The 18,887-nt window shown below is 60.1% G+C and carries 15 protein-coding genes and 1 pseudogene; 4 read left to right on the plus strand and 12 right to left on the minus strand.

The features are described from left to right. Positions 1 to 169 precede the first annotated feature (169 nt). The 8 genes from B0G76_RS13170 to B0G76_RS13205 all read right to left on the minus strand — a co-directional run bounded on the left by B0G76_RS13170 (position 170) and on the right by B0G76_RS13205 (position 10,447). Complete coding sequence (locus B0G76_RS13170) at positions 170 to 850, minus strand: cytochrome c (protein WP_120292713.1); 681 nt, start codon at positions 848 to 850, stop codon at positions 170 to 172. Continuing rightward, a complete protein-coding gene (locus B0G76_RS13175) occupies positions 851 to 2,329 on the minus strand; it encodes an FAD-dependent oxidoreductase (RefSeq protein ID WP_120292715.1) in 1,479 nt (492 codons plus the stop codon). Between the two features lie 89 nt (positions 2,330 to 2,418). After that, positions 2,419 to 3,384 carry a YCF48-related protein gene (locus tag B0G76_RS13180; protein ID WP_120292717.1) on the minus strand — a complete coding sequence of 322 codons (966 nt, stop codon included), beginning with the start codon at positions 3,382 to 3,384 and terminating at the stop codon, positions 2,419 to 2,421. Between the two features lie 17 nt (positions 3,385 to 3,401). Further along, positions 3,402 to 5,762, minus strand: coding sequence for an RND family transporter (locus B0G76_RS13185; RefSeq protein ID WP_120292719.1), 2,361 nt, complete (start codon positions 5,760 to 5,762; stop codon positions 3,402 to 3,404). A gap of 73 nt (positions 5,763 to 5,835) precedes the next feature. Further along, a complete protein-coding gene (locus B0G76_RS13190; protein WP_120292721.1) occupies positions 5,836 to 7,665 on the minus strand; it encodes a DUF1302 domain-containing protein in 1,830 nt (609 codons plus the stop codon). Positions 7,666 to 7,741: 76 nt separating this feature from the next. Beyond that, the gene (locus B0G76_RS13195) at positions 7,742 to 9,106 is read right to left on the minus strand and encodes a DUF1329 domain-containing protein (protein ID WP_120292723.1); all 1,365 of its coding nucleotides are present in this window, start codon (positions 9,104 to 9,106) and stop codon (positions 7,742 to 7,744) included. A gap of 76 nt (positions 9,107 to 9,182) precedes the next feature. Beyond that, positions 9,183 to 9,596, minus strand: coding sequence for a RidA family protein (locus B0G76_RS13200; protein WP_120292725.1), 414 nt, complete (start codon positions 9,594 to 9,596; stop codon positions 9,183 to 9,185). Between the two features lie 17 nt (positions 9,597 to 9,613). After that, positions 9,614 to 10,447, minus strand: coding sequence for a phytanoyl-CoA dioxygenase family protein (locus B0G76_RS13205; protein WP_120292727.1), 834 nt, complete (start codon positions 10,445 to 10,447; stop codon positions 9,614 to 9,616). A gap of 991 nt (positions 10,448 to 11,438) precedes the next feature. Here B0G76_RS13205 and B0G76_RS13210 point away from each other — a divergent pair. Beyond that, the gene (locus B0G76_RS13210; RefSeq protein ID WP_120292729.1) at positions 11,439 to 11,684 is read left to right on the plus strand and encodes a hypothetical protein; all 246 of its coding nucleotides are present in this window, start codon (positions 11,439 to 11,441) and stop codon (positions 11,682 to 11,684) included. 28 nt (positions 11,685 to 11,712) lie between these two features. Here the strand turns inward: B0G76_RS13210 and B0G76_RS13215 are convergent, their stop codons facing one another. The 3 genes from B0G76_RS13215 to B0G76_RS13225 all read right to left on the minus strand — a co-directional run bounded on the left by B0G76_RS13215 (position 11,713) and on the right by B0G76_RS13225 (position 14,930). Then, positions 11,713 to 12,012: a helix-turn-helix transcriptional regulator gene (locus B0G76_RS13215; RefSeq protein WP_120296354.1), complete on the minus strand. Its 300-nt coding sequence runs from the start codon at positions 12,010 to 12,012 to the stop codon at positions 11,713 to 11,715. Between the two features lie 123 nt (positions 12,013 to 12,135). Beyond that, entirely contained in the window at positions 12,136 to 14,001 is a 1,866-nt protein-coding gene (ilvB, locus tag B0G76_RS13220; RefSeq protein WP_120292731.1) for a biosynthetic-type acetolactate synthase large subunit, read from the minus strand. A gap of 350 nt (positions 14,002 to 14,351) precedes the next feature. Next, the gene (locus B0G76_RS13225) at positions 14,352 to 14,930 is read right to left on the minus strand and encodes an AraC family transcriptional regulator (RefSeq protein WP_120292733.1); all 579 of its coding nucleotides are present in this window, start codon (positions 14,928 to 14,930) and stop codon (positions 14,352 to 14,354) included. Between the two features lie 474 nt (positions 14,931 to 15,404). Here B0G76_RS13225 and B0G76_RS13230 point away from each other — a divergent pair, with 474 nt between their 5' ends. Both B0G76_RS13230 and mug read left to right on the plus strand, forming a co-directional pair. Beyond that, on the plus strand, positions 15,405 to 16,430 hold the full coding sequence (locus B0G76_RS13230) for a GlxA family transcriptional regulator (protein ID WP_120292735.1): 1,026 nt from the start codon (positions 15,405 to 15,407) through the stop codon (positions 16,428 to 16,430). Continuing rightward, a complete protein-coding gene (gene mug, locus B0G76_RS13235) occupies positions 16,427 to 16,957 on the plus strand; it encodes a G/U mismatch-specific DNA glycosylase (RefSeq protein ID WP_120292737.1) in 531 nt (176 codons plus the stop codon). The genes B0G76_RS13230 and mug overlap by 4 nt, the downstream gene beginning before the upstream one ends. On the opposite strand, the pseudogene B0G76_RS13240 reads toward mug, so the two are convergent. Continuing rightward, positions 16,918 to 17,851: pseudogene (locus B0G76_RS13240) on the minus strand (LysR family transcriptional regulator). The gene mug and the pseudogene B0G76_RS13240 sit on opposite strands and share 40 nt — an antisense overlap. Positions 17,852 to 18,201: 350 nt before the next feature. Here B0G76_RS13240 and B0G76_RS13245 point away from each other — a divergent pair. Beyond that, the gene (locus B0G76_RS13245; protein WP_120292741.1) at positions 18,202 to 18,876 is read left to right on the plus strand and encodes an antibiotic biosynthesis monooxygenase; all 675 of its coding nucleotides are present in this window, start codon (positions 18,202 to 18,204) and stop codon (positions 18,874 to 18,876) included. The last annotated feature ends 11 nt before the right edge of the window (positions 18,877 to 18,887 follow it).

Below are 18,887 nucleotides of genomic sequence, written 5' to 3' on the forward strand. Positions count from 1 at the left end.
TGGATGTCGCCGCGGCTGAAGAACTCCTCTGTCGGTCGATGTCGCGACAACACATGCATTTTATAGAACACAATACAAAACTTAGTTAATGTTGACAAATATATGATGCTGAGAAAAGACAGGGTATTCCCCTGTCTCCCCACTGCTCCTGACCATTACGACATGGCAGCTATTGCGTGCCTGCGGCGCTGCTACCCGGCGTCAGGCTCGCAAGATAGCTGGCCACCGCCTGGATGTCTTCGCCCGACAGGGTGGCCGCCATCCCGTTCATTGCACCGTTTGGGTCATGACGTTCGCCCGTTTTGAAGGCAGCAAGCTGCTTCGCGAGATAGGCTTCGCCCTGGCCCGCCAGACGCGGCGCCTGATCCCGGCCCATGAACGACGCCCCGTGGCAGACCTGGCAGCTTTTCGCCGCTACGAGCGCCATCCCGCGCTTTTCGAGCGCCGCCTGGCCGTGCACCGCTTCGCTTTGGGCAGGCGCCTGCCGCGCGAAATAGACAGCCATCGACTTGATCTGCTCGTCCGTAAGCTCCCTCGCAATCGCCCCCATGTAGGGGCTGGGTCGCTGGCCGCCAGCAAACGCGTGCAACTGGGCGACGAGATAAGCTTCTGGCTGTCCGGACAGCGCCGGATACCACGCGTTGACGGACTGCCCGTGCGCACCGTGGCAGAAGTAGCAGGTCTCCTGCGGTTGCGGCCATGGGCTACCGTCTGCCACTGCCGTCTTGTCGATCTCGCTCATCGTCTTTTCGAAGCGCATACCGTCGAGGTAATCGCGTCCGTAGAGCGCTCCCACGCCCACGACGCCTGCCAGCACGACGACTGCGCTTACGATCCATGCCCGTTTCATTCACGCCACCTCGCCGCGTCGAGTGAAACCGGCCAGCGCCTGCAAGGCAGCACGGTGGCCCGAACGCACGGCACCGTCCATCGCGCCGGCCCAGATGTCGGCGGTTTCGGTCCCTGACCAGATCAGGCGCCCCACTTCGGGATGCAGATACTTGCCCCACTTCGTCCAGAAGCCCGGCGGCATGGGATTGATGCAATGCAGGGTCCATGGATCGACCCGGCCCCAGTCGTAGTCGTGGAACTGCGTCGGATGCAGCGCGCGGTCCCCGAATGCCTTGGCAAAAGTGGTCGACAGCGTCTTTTCGGCCATCGCGGAATCGTCCGGCAACATCCCCGGCGCGACGAATGCGGCGATCACGCCGAGCGATGCATCGGGAGGCGAGTTGTCGTACGCCATGAAGACGGGGCCACCGACCTGGAAGATCGTTCCGCAATAACCGGCGTCGCGCCAGAACGGTTTGTCGTAGACGTGGACCGTCTTGCGCATGGGGGCGTTCGCGGGCCAGTTCTGCTGGAGTTGCGTCCGCCCGCCGGGCAGTGGCGGATCGAAAACCACCTGATTGCACAGGGCCGGATTCATCGCAACGATCACACGACGCGCCTTGACGACGCCCTGATCGGTGTGCAACTCGACAACGTCGCGATCCCAGCCGGTGACCTTGCGCACGGGCGAGGACAGCCTGACCTTGTCGCCGAGTTGCTCGGCCATCTTGATGCTCAGACGCTGCGAACCGCCGATGATGCGCGTTTCCTGCGCGCCGCCCCTGAACGCTTCGAGCTGCGTGTAGTTGCAGCTTGCACTGTTGATCATCGATAAGTAGTGCAGCAGACCCAGCTGCGCCGGCGCACCGCCCGTGGTCAGCTTCGCGGCTAGCGCGAGAAAGTAGCCGTCCTCGTATTTCACGCCCTGCTGCAAGAGCCACTCGCCGTAAGAGAGCTTGTCCAGTTCCGCCAGATGCGATGCTTTCCACGGCGCGCCGGACGGCACGCCGCGCGACAGTTCGGCAAGCCGGTTGCCGATCGTGTCGTCACCCCCAGTGCCGCCATGAAAATCCTGCGCCACCGTAGCGCCCTGCGCCATCACGACGGTCTTACCCGTGTACCAGCTCGCAAACGTATCGATCTCGAGTTGACGTGCCAGATCGAAGATCGCGGTCTGGCCGGGACCGATCCACTGCCCTCCGGCTTCGGAAACGACGCCGTGTCCGAGGTCGTGGTTATAGGTGCGCCCACCGACGCGGTTGCGTGCCTCGAGCACGACGAACGAATCGCATCCGGCCAGTTTGAGGTCACGGCCCGCGGTCAATCCAGCGAGACCCGCGCCGATGATCGCGACGTCCAGAATGTCGCCGTTCTTGGGCTTCGTTACGGCGGCCTGTGCCAGCGACATGCCGCCGGCCGCGAGTGACGCCGCGCCCATCGCTGTAACGCGTAGCAGCTGGCGCCGGGTCTGTGTATCCGGCTTACGTTTCCGATCCATCTTTCATGCCCAATTCAGTTTCATTGTTTCTCCCCCTTTCTTCTCTGCTCTTACGGAGAACGTTCTAACAAGGTAGCGACTGGCGTTTCTCAATGGACCGTCAGTACCCCCTCCTGCGAGAACAACACCGGTTTGCCGGCGCCATCAATCAATGCAGCGGTGAGCGTTGCGCGATCATCGCGCTGATGAACCTCGAATGACGTGCTGCCCTCGCGTTGCCGGAACACAAGGCCATCGAGCCCGACGCCCATCAGTCCGTTTCGAGTCGCTACGAGATCGGTGATCGAACTCTTCGTGCCCGTGTTCAGCGCCGCCCACGTCGCCCCGCCGTCGCTGCTCTGGTACAGGCTGCCCAGCAGCCCGCCCACCACGATCCGCCCGTCGGGCAGCGCCACGCCCGTCCACAGCGTGCCCTTGCCGCCCGTTGCCTGATAGCTCCAGTTCGCGCCACCATCCGTGGACTTCAGCACCATCCCCTGTTCCGAATCGATATAGAGCGCGCCCTGGCGGTCGGCAAAAATGTGGTACAGGTTGCGGTCCGCCTTCGTGCCACCCGGCGGCTTCGGCACAATCACCTTCGTCCACGTCTTGCCGCCGTCGTGCGTGGCGAGCATCAGCGACCACAGGCCTACCGCAATGCCGTCCTTCTCGCCCGTGAAGAGCACGGAGAAGAGCGGTTGGTCCACCGAGAGGTCCATGCGCTGCTTCTGCCAGGTCTCGCCGCCGTCGCCCGTTGCGAGAATCACGCCCCACTGGCCGACCGCCCAGCCGTGCTGCGCGTCGGTAAAGGTGACGGCTGAGAGCGTCGCCGAAACAGCCACTCCTTTCGCCTTGCGCCACGTCTTTCCTTCGTCATCCGAAAGGATGATGACACCATGCTCGCCCACCGCGACGATGCGCAAACCGGCGCGCGCCGCGTCCATCAACATCATGTGCGCTGGCGCGGTCCACGCATGGGCGGGCCTGGCAGCCCAGTCCGCAACGGTTCCGGGCGGGAGGGCCCAGACTGCAGCGCTCACGCACAGCGCGGCACAGGTAACAAGCATCTTGATCATGACTGCGTCTCCCCTGTTCAATGGCTGAAGAGTCCAGGCGCACGCGCCGGTTTGCGCCTCGGGAACCACCGCTCCAGAACCGAGGCCAGCGCCGGCAGTGCCGTCATTGCCATCAGCAGGTTCACCAGGAACATGAACGCCAGCAGCTTGCCCATGTCGGCCTGGAACTTGAGCGCCGAGAAGCTCCACGTCGCCACGCCAATGGCCAGCGTGATAGCCGTAAAGATCGTCGCCACACCCACTTCCAGCATTGCGTGCTGCACCGCCTTCACGATGTTCTGGCCGCCCGCCAGATGCACCTGCAGCCGGTTGTAGATATAGAACGCGTAATCCACGCCTATACCCACCGCCAGCACCATGACGGGCAGCGTCGCCACCGTGAGCCCGATCTGCAACTCCTTCATGAACCAGTAGCCGATGAAGGTCGCCACCGAAAGCGGCAGGCAGCACGCGAGCATCGCGCGCCAGTCGCGGTAGGCGAGGAACACCAGTATCAGGATCGCTGCATATACGTAGAGCATCATGGGCAACTCGCTCGCTGCCACTTCCTCGTTGGTCGCGGCGAGTACGCCCGCATTGCCCGCCGCGAGACGCACGGTGATGCCCGGGAACGGATGCGTAGCGCGATACGTCTTCACATCGTCCAGGATCCGGCTGATCGTCGTGGCCTTGTGGTCGGTGAGAAACAGATGCACGGCCGTCATGCTGCAATCCGCCTTCATGAAGCCTTTCACCCGGCCCACATCCACCGAGACCGCGCCGTAGTTCTCAGGGTCGATCGGCACGACATTCATCTTCGGGTAGTCCTCGTTGTAACCCTGGTTGTAGCGGCGCAGCATCGCCGGGTAGGACTCGACCGACACCACGCCTGGCTCGGTGCGCATCGCGCTCGTGAGGTCGTCCTCGTACAGTCCGACTGCCGGGTTGTCGCAGCCCTTTTTCGCCGACTCGATCGCGACCGTGAGCCAGTCGAGGCCGATGTCGTAGCTCGAAGCGATCGACGTGGCATCGCGGTTGAAACGCGCATCCGCACGCAGTTCGGGCGCGCCCGGCTGCAGAGTGCCGATCACGCGGTCGCGGCTTTGCCAGGCGGCCAGTGCGAACACCACCAGCGTCAATGCAACGGTCACGCCTGCATAACGCGGCTGGGCGATGCGCGCGAGCCCGCGCAGCCACGCCGAGCGCCGCTCGCTGCGCCTGAGCGCGCAGTCCGCGTAGCGCTTCGTGAAGTTGAAGCACGACGCCGCTACCGGCAGCAGGATCAGATTCGTCACGATCTTGTATGCAACGCCGAGCGACGCCGTGATCGCCAGTTCCCGCACCATCGGAATCGGAATCAGCAGCAGCGTGATGAACGATACTAATGCGGTGACAAGTGCCAGTACGCCCGGAATCAGCAGACCGCTGAAGCTGTGCCGCGCCCCGTCGAACGAGCTGTTGCCGTGCGCGATCTCACGCACGATGAAGTTGACCTGCTGCACGCCGTGCGAGACGCCAATCGCAAAGACCAGGAATGGCACCAGCACCGCGAGCGGGTCCAGTCCGAAGCCCAACAGCTTCAGCGTGCCGAACTGCCAGACGAGCGATGTCAGCGAGCATGAAATCAGCAGCACCGTGAAGCGCACCGAATGGCAGTACCAGTAGACCGCAAGCGCCGTGAGCAGCAACGCGATGCCGCAAAAGCCGAGCACCGCGGTCGCGCCATCGGCGATATCGCCGATCTGCTTCGCGAAGCCAATGATCTGGATTTCATAGCCCGCATCTTCAAACGGTTTGCGGATCTGGGCTTCGAGCAGGTGGTTGAACGCCACGTAATCGAGCACCTCGCCATTGCGGTCCCGCTCGTTGAGCTCGGCCGTAATCATGGCGCTGTCTTCGTTGTGCGAAACGAGCGTGCCGATATAGCCGCCCAGTGCCGTCGCACGGCGGACCTTCCCGACAACGTCGGGCGTGAGCTGGTCGGGCGTGATCGTGCCGGAGATGATTGGCTCCGCGCGAAAGCCCTCGTCGGTGATCTCGTTCACGTAGGCGTTCGGCGTCCACAGCGACTGCACGCCAATGCGGTCCACGTTCGGCAGGTACGTCACCGCCCGGGTCACCTTGTACAGTCGCGTAAGCCCTTCATTCGTCCAGATCGAGCCCTTGCGTGCACGCACGACCACGGTGATCCGGTTCGCGCCGAGGAGGTCAGAGCGGTACTTCTGGAAGGTCTGAATGTATTCGTGGCCGATCGGCATCTGCTTCTCGAAGCCCGCATCCATCCGCAACTGCACGGCGAAAAATGCCATGACCGCGGTGAACAGGCCAATGCTCACCAGCACGACCATGCGGTGACCGAAGAACACCCTTTCCAGCGTTTTTACCAGACGATTTAACACGGCATTTTCCCTTCAAGTGTTTCGGCAGCTCCGGCGACAAACGGCATCGGACCCCACACTGGCGCTCCGCCCATCAGAAGTTCCGGGTGACGAACATGCCGACGAAGTTGCGGTCTGCGTAGGGATTGCCTACGGTGTTGTGTCCGCCCCAGAACAGCGTGTAATTGATGCCCGCCTGCCAGACCGTCGGGTTCTGGTTGAACAGCACGTAGAGGTTCAGCGACTTCGAGCCCTGCAGGTAGTTCGCGGTAAGCGTCGGCGTATAGCCGTAGAGTCCGTCGGCGAACGTCACGCCTGGCGTCACTTGCCAGCCATGAATCAGCGTGCCGTCGTAGGTCCAGTTGAAATCGATGGTTGCGCCCACGGAGCTCGACGTGCCCTGCGCCATGCCGATCGGGTAGCCCAGGCTGGAGCCGTTGTTCAGCCAGGGCAGGTAGCCCGCCTGAGGCACCTGCGTGACCGTCTGGCCATCCACCGAGCGCGTGACGCCGCGCTGGCTCAGACCTGGGTAGTAGATCCATGTGAGTTCCCAGGTCAGCGTCGCTGCATCCGCGCCGATCAGCTTGAGGAACGGGTACTCACTGCGCGTGAGCGCCAACAGCCCGTTGATGTCGTACTGGAACTTCTTCATGTCGGCCCATTGCCGACAATTCACGCCGGCCACGCCGTTGGTGTTCAGGTCCAGTGGGCCACCCGCGCCATAGCAGCTCGACAGCGCCACGGCATCGTGCGGCCGGTACGAGAGCTCGGTACCGATCGCCCAGTTGCCGATCCCGAAGTTCGCGCTGGCGCCAAAGAGCTGGCGGTTCTGCAGATACGACCAGTCGAGCGTGCCATTGGCCAGCGACGAAAGCACCGGCGACTTGTCGGTATAGTTGACGTAGTAGAACGCGAAGTTCGCATCGAAGGAGCGCGGCGAATAGTTGAACTTCATGCCGAACTGCGGATGGTACTTCGAGGGTGCCCGCCAGTTGACAGGCAGGCCGATATCGTTCCATGGCGGCCCCGCGTAGGCGCCGTTGACGAGGCCGGAGTTGATCCCGTTGAGCACGTTCTTGTTGCCGCTGCTGGCCCCCGCGATGGTACCGGCGCTGGGGCCAGCCACGTTCAGATTCGTGGTGCTCACCGTATACGGGTCGGTTCCCCGGCCCAGGCTGTTCGATACTGACCAGAACGAGCCCACCGGCGGATAGCGGTTGCCGTTCCAAGAAAACTGATAGTAATCCTCAGTGCTGAATCCGTGAGAAAGATCGGCCGCAAAGCTGATCATCGGCGCGGGCAGCAGCGCCTGCTTCAGCTGCGAGCCTGGAATCAGCAACTTCTGCACATCGAGCGAGTTGGTGGCATTGATGCCGCCCTGCGCGAACACGCTCTCACCCCAGTTGATCACCTGGTTGCCGAGGCGCACGTGCGCGCTCTGCCCGTTGATGGTGAAATCCTTCTCGCCCCACAGGTCGAGCAGTTGTGCGTTGTAGACGACCTGCGCCGCAGCGGTGCTCGACAGCGGCGTGCGGTTCGTGTCGCCGGCGAGGAAGTCGTACATACCCGTGCCACGGATCATGAACTTTAGGCCCTCGCTTGGCATCTTGAAGAGCAGTTCGCTCGTCGCACTGATGTAGGTGCTGAAGGGCTGACCCTTGCGGTAGTTCAGATTACCGTCGTCACCCACGCCCCATTGATTGGTGTTGGCTGCCGCGCCGCAACCGAACGAGTTCGGGTCACCGGTAAGCGAGCAGCTCGGGTTTTTTGTGCGGATGCCCGCGCCTCCCGTGAGGTTGGTCACCCACGAGCCCGTGAGATCTCCCAGACCCGTCGTGAACTCGTAGCCGTACGCACTCGTCGCAGCCGCGCCGAACATGGCCAGCGACGCCGCAACATATCTTCCGATGATCTTCGTTTTCATGGTTCTCCCCTGCCGTCACCCTTAATTCCGACGCACGCCCCCGGCGCGCGCCAGTCCCCAGGTACCTCGCCGAACTTCAGCGCTCGCTTACTGACCGCAAAGATTCGGCCGTAAAGAAGTCCGCCTTGAAGCGCGGGTCGTTGATCTGCTGGTACCAGTGAATGTCCTTGCCCTGCCCAATCGACGAGGCGTCGAACACGTAGCGTCCGTTGTTGACGTCGTACTGCACGAACGGCTCGTTATCGCAGGCGCCACCCAGTTCCCACACCGGGATCGCGTAGCTCTCGCGCACCTTCCAGAGCTTGCCCTGCGCGTCATAGTCCTCGCCCACGAGCGCAAGCCAGCTGTCCTCGTCCAGATAGAACACCTTCTTCAACGCAACGTGGCGCGCCGTGGGTTTGAGCATCGCCTCGACCACCCAGACGCGGTGCACCTCGTAGCGACGATGGTCGGGTGCGATGCCATTGGGCGTGGCGACGTCATGCAGCTTGTCCTTGAAGGTGTACATGCCGAAGTCGTCGTAAGGAACAGTCATTTCCTTCTTGCCCACCAGCTTCCAGTTGAACCGGTCGATGGAACCGTTGAACATGTTGGATTCGTCGATCAGATACTGATTTTCGAAGCCAATCAGCGGCGCGTCGTGCGTATAGGCCGGCATGCGTCTCACGCGGCGCTGGCCGGGGAAGTAGTAGTAGGTTTCGGAGTCCTTGTCGAAGTACTGCCGCTGCACGAAGGCCTGTCCGGCCAGTGCCGCCGGCGAGTCGATCGTGAAGTAAGCGCCAAGACTGAACTGGTCGACGTCCGCCGGCGTGGTCTTGCCTTCCTTGCCCGCCGGCAAGTAAAAGGCCTGAGGACCGACTGCATCGATCCAGTCGCTGCTGCCGGGGCGCGGAGAAATGGTCGTGACGACCGGCGCCCATTCGATGCCCTCGCCGCGATATCGCGTCTCGTAGTTGAGGATCGCCTCGGCCCCGGTCTTGGGCTGGGGGAAGGCCACGCCGGGAAGCGTCGCGGCTTGCACCGTCTGGCCATCCGACGCGAGTTTCGCCGCCGTGAGGTTAGCCTGCGAATTCTGTTCAGCGAAATCCGGCAACTGGCATTCGCGATGTGACGGGTACACGTCCATGCGGTAGCCCTTCAACTGCTTGACGAGCTGGATCTGGCCCGGCGCCAGCTTGTCCGCATACTTGTCGACATTCGACGCGTCGATCGAGTAGAGGGGCTTTTCGCTCCTGTGCTGCCAGAAGTCGCCGCGAACCTTGCCCCATTGCCAGCCGGCCGGCGTCGCTCCCCTGCCGGAAAACGCCGGCACGAGCCCATCCTTGCTGGCCGCGCGCTCGGCGCCTACCGGCGTGAGGTCGTCGGCAACGGCCGACCCGGCTACGAGCGCTAAGGCGGCCGCGATGGCAGACACGGCGCCGACGGTTTGCTTCCTCATCATGACTCTCCTTCTGATCCCACTCTAATTAGTAAGACGTACTGTTAGATTCAAACCTGACGCATCGGGGCCGCACCGTTTAGCCCTCGCCGCACCCCGACACGGCCACAGCCCGAATCTCGATGCACAGCTCCGGCAGCGCCAGTTGCGTCACGCCAACCGCGGTCCACGACGGATAGCGCGCCGGGAAGTACGCGTCCTTGACCGCCGAAAAGGCCTCGATTTCGCCGCGTAGGTCCGTGTGAAAGGTGGTCAGCTCCACCACGTCGGAGAGGCTCGCGCCCGCCGTCTCGAGCACGGCTTTGAGGGACTCGAAGGCGATGCGGGCCTGCGCCGGCATGCCCTCGCCGGCTTTCATATCCGGGCCGATGCCGACCTGGCCGGAGACCCAGATCGTGTCCCCCACGCGGGTCGCGGGTGAAAAATGGTAAGCGTCGTAGAACGCCTGGAACGGCGGCGGGATGATCGATTGCCGCGTAGTGGACATTGTCATGATGGTGGCCCTTTTGGTCAGACGAGTTGACGGAAACACGGTGCGCGAAACGGATCCCCTTCTTTCAACGCGGCAAGTTCTTCGAGGAACAAGACACCGGACGACGTGAAGCCCGAGACGCTCGGTTGCGGCAGCGGACTGAAAACCGCGTCGTCGCCGAAGAAGCGCAGCACGAGCGTGTGGCGCTCCGGAAACGCGCTGTCCACCGCGCCGCCGCCGTGCAGCACGCCCGGATGCAGCAGCAGGACGTCACCGGGCTCCGTCGCCCACGAAACGATGTCGTAAGCAGCCGGGTTATCGCGGCGCTCAGCTTCGATATTCGGCAGGCGCGGCCAGACATCGCCGCCATGTAGAGGATCAGTCGGATCTTCAGCATTTTGAAAGGTCGTGCCATCGTGACGCGGACCTCGATGCGATCCCCGCACGATCTCGAGCGCATTTTGTTTGGGTACGGCCTCGAAACTGATCCAGGCATTGCCGAAGTGCATGCCCTCCCATGGCAGGTAGGAAGTGTCCTGATGCCACGGCGAGCGACCGCTCCTGCCTCCGCTTTTCAGGAACAGTTCCTCCGCGAAATACCAGACGTGATCCGAGGCCCACAGGTCCGCGAGCAGTCGGCCGAACGGCAGTTGGCCAACCAGCTCGTCTAGACGCCCCTTCGCATACGGATTGGCGTTGTCGTTGTGGGTCTTGTGTACCGTGCCTTCGAACAGGCTGCAAGCCATAGGCCCGGGGTTCTCTATGCCCCAGTCGAAGACCTGCCGGCACCGGATCAACTGCTGCTCGCTGAGAAGACCTTTGACCAGAATGGCGCCGTCCTCGACGAACGCCTTGCGCGTGGCTTCATCCATGGCTGAACTCCTGAATCGTCAATCGGCGATCTGGTTGCAAACGCTTCCCGCGGCGCCTTCATAGAAAATACTACCAAAGTTAGGTCACAATACAAAAATAAAAACAAAGAAAAAAGAGAGGGAATTCCCTGCCTTCACAAAGTTCGACACCAGGGTGCCGACCCATGGTTTGAAGTAGGCCCGGCCTCTGTGCCTGCAAGCAGGCGGGGGCGATCGAGACCCCGTCTTCGGGGACGGATGACAATGGACGTGGCGCCCGAATTCTCTTGATTTAATTTGTAAACATACCTATCTTAGTCTTTATGTACTATAAACATGGTCATCTCGTATATCTGCACCTCGCTAGTGGTGGCGCAAGTGCGGTGTCGCGTCAAAAGCGCTCACCTGCATACATCCACGAGGCGGATAACGGCCGCGAGGACCAGCTTCGAGTGGCCTTTGAGCAAATGGGGCATTGATGCAATGCGCGGTCTTGGATTTTGGTAACGACGTACTGCAGACGATCGAGCAGCATCCGGGCTCCATGGCATCGGAAGGCGTGAGGTGGCTGGGAGCGGCTTTCGCAGCGAAGCTGGGGCGGTGCCTGTCAATGGCAAATGGAATGGGAGACGGCGATGTTCAACATTCTCAGCAATTGGATTTTTGTCGGCAGCAACGCATACGACGAATACACGTTCGTGCCCTGGCTCAACAGGAACGTCTACCGTCGGACTGTAGACTTTAGTCAAGTCTGCATGCTGTAACTTTTATGCAGTGGATTTCCAACGGAGCCCCGTCGGATGAGGTGCGAACGATTGACAGACTATCCAAGATTCTGAAAATCCTATGATTAGGATACCCATTCGTTTTTTATTCAACCTTTGCCACTAGCCTGATCAGCCGGCATTACTGAGTTACTCTGACAACGTAACAGGTACTTCATTCTTGGAAATAATCTTCGCCCGCTTGGGCGAGGCTGCGGACGGCGCGGCAAAACCGATCGGGAGCCAGAATGACAACATTTTCTGAAGAACCCGCGAACGTCGACATCCGGGAGGCCGACACGCGGTACGACTGGGTGACAATCAGGTTCGCTTCGTACGGGCTAGAACTCGACGCATCACGCAAAGGCAGCACGCGACAGAACAAATATCGGACCAGTCACGACGAACTGTCCACGAGCCGCATCCACGATGGCCATCTCGTCACGCTCGAAGTGAGCATGGACCGCCGCACTGTCGAAGGGCTGCCTGGGTGACCGACACCTCGGTCGATAAAGCCAACGGCTACAGGTGCAACCTGATCTGTGTCGCAAAAGCGCGAATCACCTCTTCATTTCGCGCTACAAACATCCACTGACCAACGCGGGTCGAAACAAGCAGTCCCGCCTCGACCAATGCTGCGACGTGCGCTGATACGGTCGATTGAGATAGCCCACTGCGCGCGTGGATTGCATTTGACGGTACCCCGCAACCGGAATTGACGTGTCCCTGGACAAAGTATTGGTTCGGCGTTTTTAACCACCTCAAGATCTCGCGCCGGAACGGGTTCGCAAGTGCCTTATGAATTAAATTCTCGTCAACCATAGATTTCGACAAGCGCCTCGAGAGAAGCTGAACAAATAGGCGAGAGGCCGCCATGAAACGCATAGCCCCATCGTGCCGCGCCCATGATCGTGTCACTCTTTGCGACACCGGAACTCACCTTCGCTAGAACATATCCGTAGCACTTTTGCGTCCTACGCTCTGACTGTGTGTTTCTTGCTCGGTTCGAGACGGGATAAAGGGACCGGTGATCATGCTCGAGTAGCTTTGGCCCGGGCCTACCATCGGAAAAACATCGGCGTTCTCGTCGATCATCACTTCGAGGAAGGCGGGTCCGTCAAATTCCACGAACTCCCTCAGCATGCCCTCAAGTTCGCATACCACTTGAACGCGACGGGCAAACTCAAAACCATCGGCCTGTGCCGCCATCACAAAGTTCTTCCGATGCAGCGCCTTGTCGCTGACAAACATCCGCCCTTCATAAAAGAGACGCTGCCACTGCCGGATCATTCCGTCACCGCGATTGTTGAGCAGCAGTACTTTGACGGGGACGCCGTACGTGCTTGCCGTCTCCAGTTCGCCGACATTCATCCGAATGCTTCCGTCGCCGTCGATGTCGATCACAAGGGCATCCGGTCGCGCCAATTGCGCGCCAATCGCCGCAGGCAGGCCAAAACCCATCGTTCCCATACTTCCCGATGCCAGAAAGCTTCGAGGCTCGATAAATGCGAAAAACTGCGCGGCCCACATCTGATGCTGGCCGACGCCCGTGCTAATGATCGCTCGTCCGCCTGTGATTTCGCTGAGCTTCTCGATAACCAACTGCGGGTGAATCGAGGGGTTTTTTCGGTCGTAGTTCATTCCGAACGTCCGCTTTAGCTCCATCACTTGCTCGAGCCAGTCCGAAGGCAACTGAGTCGCCGGACTGTGCTCTATCAAAGACAGTAACGCGTCTTTCGCATCTCCCACGTGACTCCAGTGCGCGCGCTTGACCTTGTTGATCTCCGCCTCGTCAATGTCGATATGAGCGACATAGCGGGCATTGGGAGCGAATGATTCAGGCCGGCCACCGGCGACCCGATCGTCGAATCGGGCGCCCACCGCGATGAGAAAGTCGCAGTCTTCAACTGCGTAGTTTGCGCAGGCGGCACCATGCATGCCGAGCATGCCGAGACACAGTTGGTGATTTGCAGGTATGGCGCCAAGACCCATGAGCGTCGTCACGATCGGAATTCCGTTGCGCTCGGAAAACTCGCGCAGCTCAGCAGTCGCGCGGGCCGTGATAACACCGCCACCGATATAGAGCAGCGGCCGCTTACTCTGCCGCAGAAGATCGAAGAAGGCGTCGGCCTTTTCCCCTTCAAGACGCGCGCCTTTCGCCACCATTCGGAGACGGTCGGAGTAGCCGCGAAAATGTCGCGTGCCGCGCCCATGATAGGGTCCCGTCCAGTTCTGGATGTCTTTTGGCACGTCCACGACGACCGGGCCCGGCCGGCCGGTGCGGGCAACTTCGAAAGCAGTTCGCACCGTTTGCTCGAGCTTCGTCGGGTCGGTTATCAGAAACACCTGCTTAGCGCACGCCGACATGATGTTGAAGACGGGCGCTTCCTGAAACGCATCGCTGCCGATCGCAGCACGTGGCACCTGCCCGCAGATGAGGACGACGGGTATTGAATCGCCATTACAATCGGCAATCGGCGTCACGGCATTTGTCGCACCCGGGCCGGACGTCACCATGAAGACGCCGACTTTTCCGCTGGCCCGCGCATAACCGGCGGCCATAAAACCCGCGGCCTGCTCATTGGCCGGTACGATAAACTTGATTTGACGCTCAGCATGTGCCGCGTTCATTTCGTTATAACGAAACACGGCGTCGTACGTTGGCAAAATCGCACCGCCGCTATATCCAAACAGCGTGTCGACGCCCTGCTCGGCGAGTACGCGCAGGATAATGTCAGCCCCCGACAGCGTTTCTCTCGCATTCGTTGACGTCAGATCGGCTTGTGAAGCAATGATTGGGTTTTGGGTCATGGTTGGCTCGCGTGGGAGAGCGACGCTGACAAGAGCAGCGGTTAAATTCAAAGGACGATTTCCCTTCCAACTCGAGAACAGCGTATGGACGATTGCTTAGACGGGTTCTCCGTACCAAGCCTCGTCCATCTAGCACGCTCATGAGGTGCTTTTTCTTCTGGAAGAATTGTGAGGAAGGAGGGAATGATTCTGCCAACGATTGGAACGGCGCGCTCCCTTCTTGACGGTGGTGCATGGGCCAAAATTAGCTGCATCCGGGCCATGACCGGCGCTCGTGAGACGAATCAGGTGGATGCCACCGCATCATGGTGAGCGGCATCCCGGCTCGTCGAACGGCCTTAACTTTGTGCTCACTTGCGCTGCCCCGACAATGACGTTGCAATGCTTCTGGCGAACTCGTCGCCAAGGTCCTCCCTGACCAGGGCCAAGGCCACGTGGATACCGTCACTCACGCCGCGCGACGAGTACAGGTTGCCATCCTTCAAGCAGCTTTGATTGCTCATGACGTGTACCAAGGGATATTCGGCGGAAAGACGTTGCGCGTCGCGCCAATGCGTGGTCAACGAGCGATGGTCGGCAAGGCCGGCGCGCGCGATTAAAAAAACTCCGTTTGACACCGACGCGAGCCTTCGCACCCTGCGCCCGGCATCACTGAGCCAGTCCACCAGTTCCCGATGCTCACGCCTCGGGCCAATGACCGGGGAGCCTGGCACCACGACGATGTCGAATAAAGCATGCACATCCAACAGACACTCTGTCGTGCCCACCGCTACGCCATTCGAGCACACGACGGGCCCCGGGGACGGCCCCACGAGATGCTGCTCGTACAACCTTGCGCCGCACAGACGGTTCGCTTCGTGGAAGACATCCATCGGGCCCGTCACTTCGAGCAGCCGAAATCCTGCGTAGAGCATCATCGCGACATGCATGCACCGTCACTCCGAGAATGCACTGCACGCGAGCGTCGCGCGTTCGCAGCGACCGCACCCGGTTACCACTCGGTGCGAGGTATTGCGTTCTTTCAACATGATGAATCTGTCCTTGGTTATCGTCCCGCATCCACGAGACCAAGTCTAATCAGCCGGCATGGAAGAGGAAACACGTTGATGTCGCCATGCTGGGCCAATCAACGTGAGATTTGGGCCAACGGCGCCCCTGCGGTAATGTCGTAGGCTGCCTTGCGTGCGCAAGGTCAATGTCCGTTGGGCACCGCTCGGGTCCCGTCTTGTTACACAGACGCAAAAGTCAATTACCGGTTAGTACGTCCCTGTTTTCGGACTATTGCGGTAAGCTGGAACACCGCTCGTCAATACAGGTTAGTAGCCTTGATCCAGTTGTTCGGACGAAGCCAATCGAATCGCCGGTATCGGAAACGGGCCTACTCACTCCACGAAGGTCACGGCATGAAAGTCGCCATTGTTATATTCGATGGTGTGCAGTCGCTCGATGTTGCGGGCCCCCTCGACGTGTTCGCGGAAGCAAACACGTCCCTTTGCGAACACCAGAAATATGAAGTCTCCCTTGTGGGACCGCGGGCCGGCACCGTGACCTGCTCGAACGGGATGCAACTTTCGGTACCGTTTGGCTATGCGGATCTCGATACGCAATGGGACCTGCTACTGGTCGCAGGAGGGCCGCAATTGCCCGACGCTCAACCGTCCAGTGACTTTCTGACGTGGCTGCAAAATCAGGCACGAGAGGCGACGCGGTTCGGCTCCGTTTGCAACGGGGCATTCGTGCTCGCACATGCGGGACTGCTTGACGGCAAGGAAGTGACGACTCACTGGGCGGATGCGGGGCGCCTCGCTCAGGAATTTCCGCAGGCGTGCGTGCAGCCCGACAAGATCTTCGTTCGTGACGGACGCCTCTTTACCTCGGCAGGCGTGACGGCTGGCATCGATCTGTGCCTGTCGCTTGTCGCCGAAGACTGGGGGCACGAGCTGGCGGTGCGTGTTGCAAAACGTCTTGTCGTCTATATCCAGCGGGAAGGCGGCCAGTCTCAGTACAGCCCGTATGTTGGAACAGGAAGGGACGAAGATCCGATTATCGGCAAAGTGCACCAATATGTGACTGAGCATATAACCGAAGCGCTATCGATCGAACAGCTCGCGGGTGCAGTTGCAGTGAGCCGACGAACCTTCTCAAGAGTATTTGCGAAGTATGCAAAGGTAACACCATCCGCGTTTGTTGAGCAGGTTCGCGTCGACACCGCGAGGAAGTTGCTCGAAGACTCGGATGCGCCGCTGAAGACCGTAGCGTTTAAATGCGGCTTCCGCAGTGCCACGCATATGCGCACGACTTTCTCCCGACGGTTAGAGGTAACACCAAAACAATATCGGCAACGATTCCGCGGCGAGTTAGGCAAGCAGCCATGGATGGATAACGGTGTCGACAAGCAGGTCTCTTTTCAAGGACTGTCTCATCTGTGACCGACGTCAATTCCCATCAATCTCTTCCTGATGTCCTTGAACCGGGCTTGTCGCTAGTCTTTTGCGGAATCAATCCAGGCATGCGTGCGGCGTCGACAGGTCATCACTTTGCGGGCAGAGGCAATCGGTTCTGGCGGGTCGTGCATCTTGCAGGCTTCACTCCCGAACAGATTCGTCCCGAAGACAGCCACACGATTCTTCGATATGGTTGCGGTCTCACAACGGTGGTCCCGCGATCGACAGCGCAGGCCGCCGAGCTCTCGCGATCGGAGATTGAACTGGCCGGGGATGCTTTTCGCCGGAAAATCGAGCAGTACGCACCACGGCACATCGTGTTCCTTGGAAAGATGGCGCTCTCGGCGATCTCCGGCACGCGCAACATCGATTGGGGAGCACAAACCAAGCCATTCGGCGGCACACGCGCCTGGGTCGTACCCAATCCAAGTGGACTGAATAGGGCGTTCGACCTCGATGCGCTGGTAGCCGCCTACCGGGAAGTTCGCGTTGCAGTCGCGTCCATGCCCTGAAGATGCGCGTTTTTACGTAGTGTCTCGGTAACGAATTCCACGAAAGCGCGAATCTTGCCGCTGGTGCTTCGCCGCTCTACATGAAGCAGGCTTACCGGGATCGACTCGGGCTCGAATGACGTCAGGACGGGCTGGAGCCTGCCATCGAGTACCTCAGGAGCCGCCTGATACGACAGCAACTGGATGATCCCCACACCGTCGACGGCGGCGAGAACGGCAGCGGGACCCAGGTCGACAATCATCCGTGGCTGAAGTCTCACAGGCAACCTCGAACCGTTCTCGTTGAACACCCACTCAAGCGGAGGCGAGACGCCAGTGAAAGACACACAGCGGTGATTGGTCAGATCTTTGGGGTGAAGGGGTTCCCCATGCGCGGCGAGATAAGAGGGAGCCGCATACGTTCGGCGCCGCACAAAGCCCAACGGAATGGCGAATGTCGAGGAGTCGCCAAGGTGGCCGACACGGATAGCAATATCCACACCCTCCTCTAGAAGCCGCGTGGTTCGATCGACGTACACCGCATTGACGCTGACATCCGGATAGCGCAGCGTGAAGGCATTGAGCAGAGGCGCAACGTAGCGCTGGCCAAACAGGACCGGTGCAGAAACGGTCAACGTACCTACCGGATTGAGTTGATCGGCCGCAATGTTTGCTTCCGCATCCGTGATGGTATCCAACACCTTCCTGCAGGCTTCGAGGTATGCCATGCCTGCATCCGTCGGACGAACCGATCGCGTTGTCCGGGCAAGCAGATGTGTGCCGAGACGGGATTCCAGCGAATTGACCGCCCGCGAGACTGCGGCGGCCGACATTCCGACTTTTTCGGCAGCGCCAGTAAAGCTGCCTCGGTCCACGATGGCGACGAAAAATCTCCATCTCACGCAATTTGTCCATTCGCTTCCCATCCTGATCGCCGTGTCCACACGTCGTCATTCTATGCGTTGTGATCCACATGGTGACGATCCGCGTCATCGAATGGCTCAAAGAAGACACTCAAGCTCCCACGCTGAAATCGTTCGAGATGGCAGGAAGCGGCTGTATATGATTTTCGACGTCGAAAAAGCTCGCATTATCAGTTGGAAAAAGACTCTTTCGGGTAGCGATGGTTATCAGGACATTCGTAGCCGGTTGGCAGAATTCGCCAACTCATTGGCCCAATACCAACCAGCTTGGGTTCCAATGAATTGCGCCTATCCTGGACAATCACTACACGCCTTATGGCTAACTAAACGAAAGAGGCACTCATGTTCTCCGCAATGCTTGAAGTTCACCCCATACCAGAACAGTTCGATGCTTATCTCGGCATGGCCAAGATGCTGCGCCCTGAACTCGAGAAGATCGATGGGTTTATCGACAACAACCGCTATGCAAGTCTCACGCGCGAGGGATGGCTTCTTTCACTGTCGAGCTGGCGCGACGAGAAGTCGCTCATACGCTGGCGTACTCAGACGACGCATAACAAGACAATGCAAGCCGCGCGTGATCGGGTATTTTCCGACTATCGCTTGCGCATTGGCCAAGTCGTCAGCGATACCCGACCGCCCGAAGGACAGGTGTTGCGTGAGCAGCGCCTGGATGTTACCGAGGTGGGCCAAGGTACGGCGGTAACGCTGCATGACGGGAACTTCTCGTCGGAGTGGGTCAAGCAGGCTGGCGCAGAAGTGGCAGCGAAATCACTTGGAGTGGATACAAGCGCGCCTGGCCTCGTTTCTTGGGACGTATTCGACGCACTGATGGCACCGGGAGACGTTATCGCGGTGGTGACGTGGCGCGACCATGCGGCAGCTGAAGCGTTCGAACGCAATGCGGTGACGACGGATGTTTTGCGCCTGCGGAATATCCGCATCATCCGGGAGTACGGAATGTTCGATCGCCGGGAAGCACCGCAGTACTTTAAAGAGGTGCAACCGAAGGCGTAAAGCGGTCGCAT

Origin of the sequence: Paraburkholderia sp. BL23I1N1 (genome assembly GCF_003610295.1) — a bacterium.
In the GTDB taxonomy this organism is placed as follows: domain Bacteria; phylum Pseudomonadota; class Gammaproteobacteria; order Burkholderiales; family Burkholderiaceae; genus Paraburkholderia.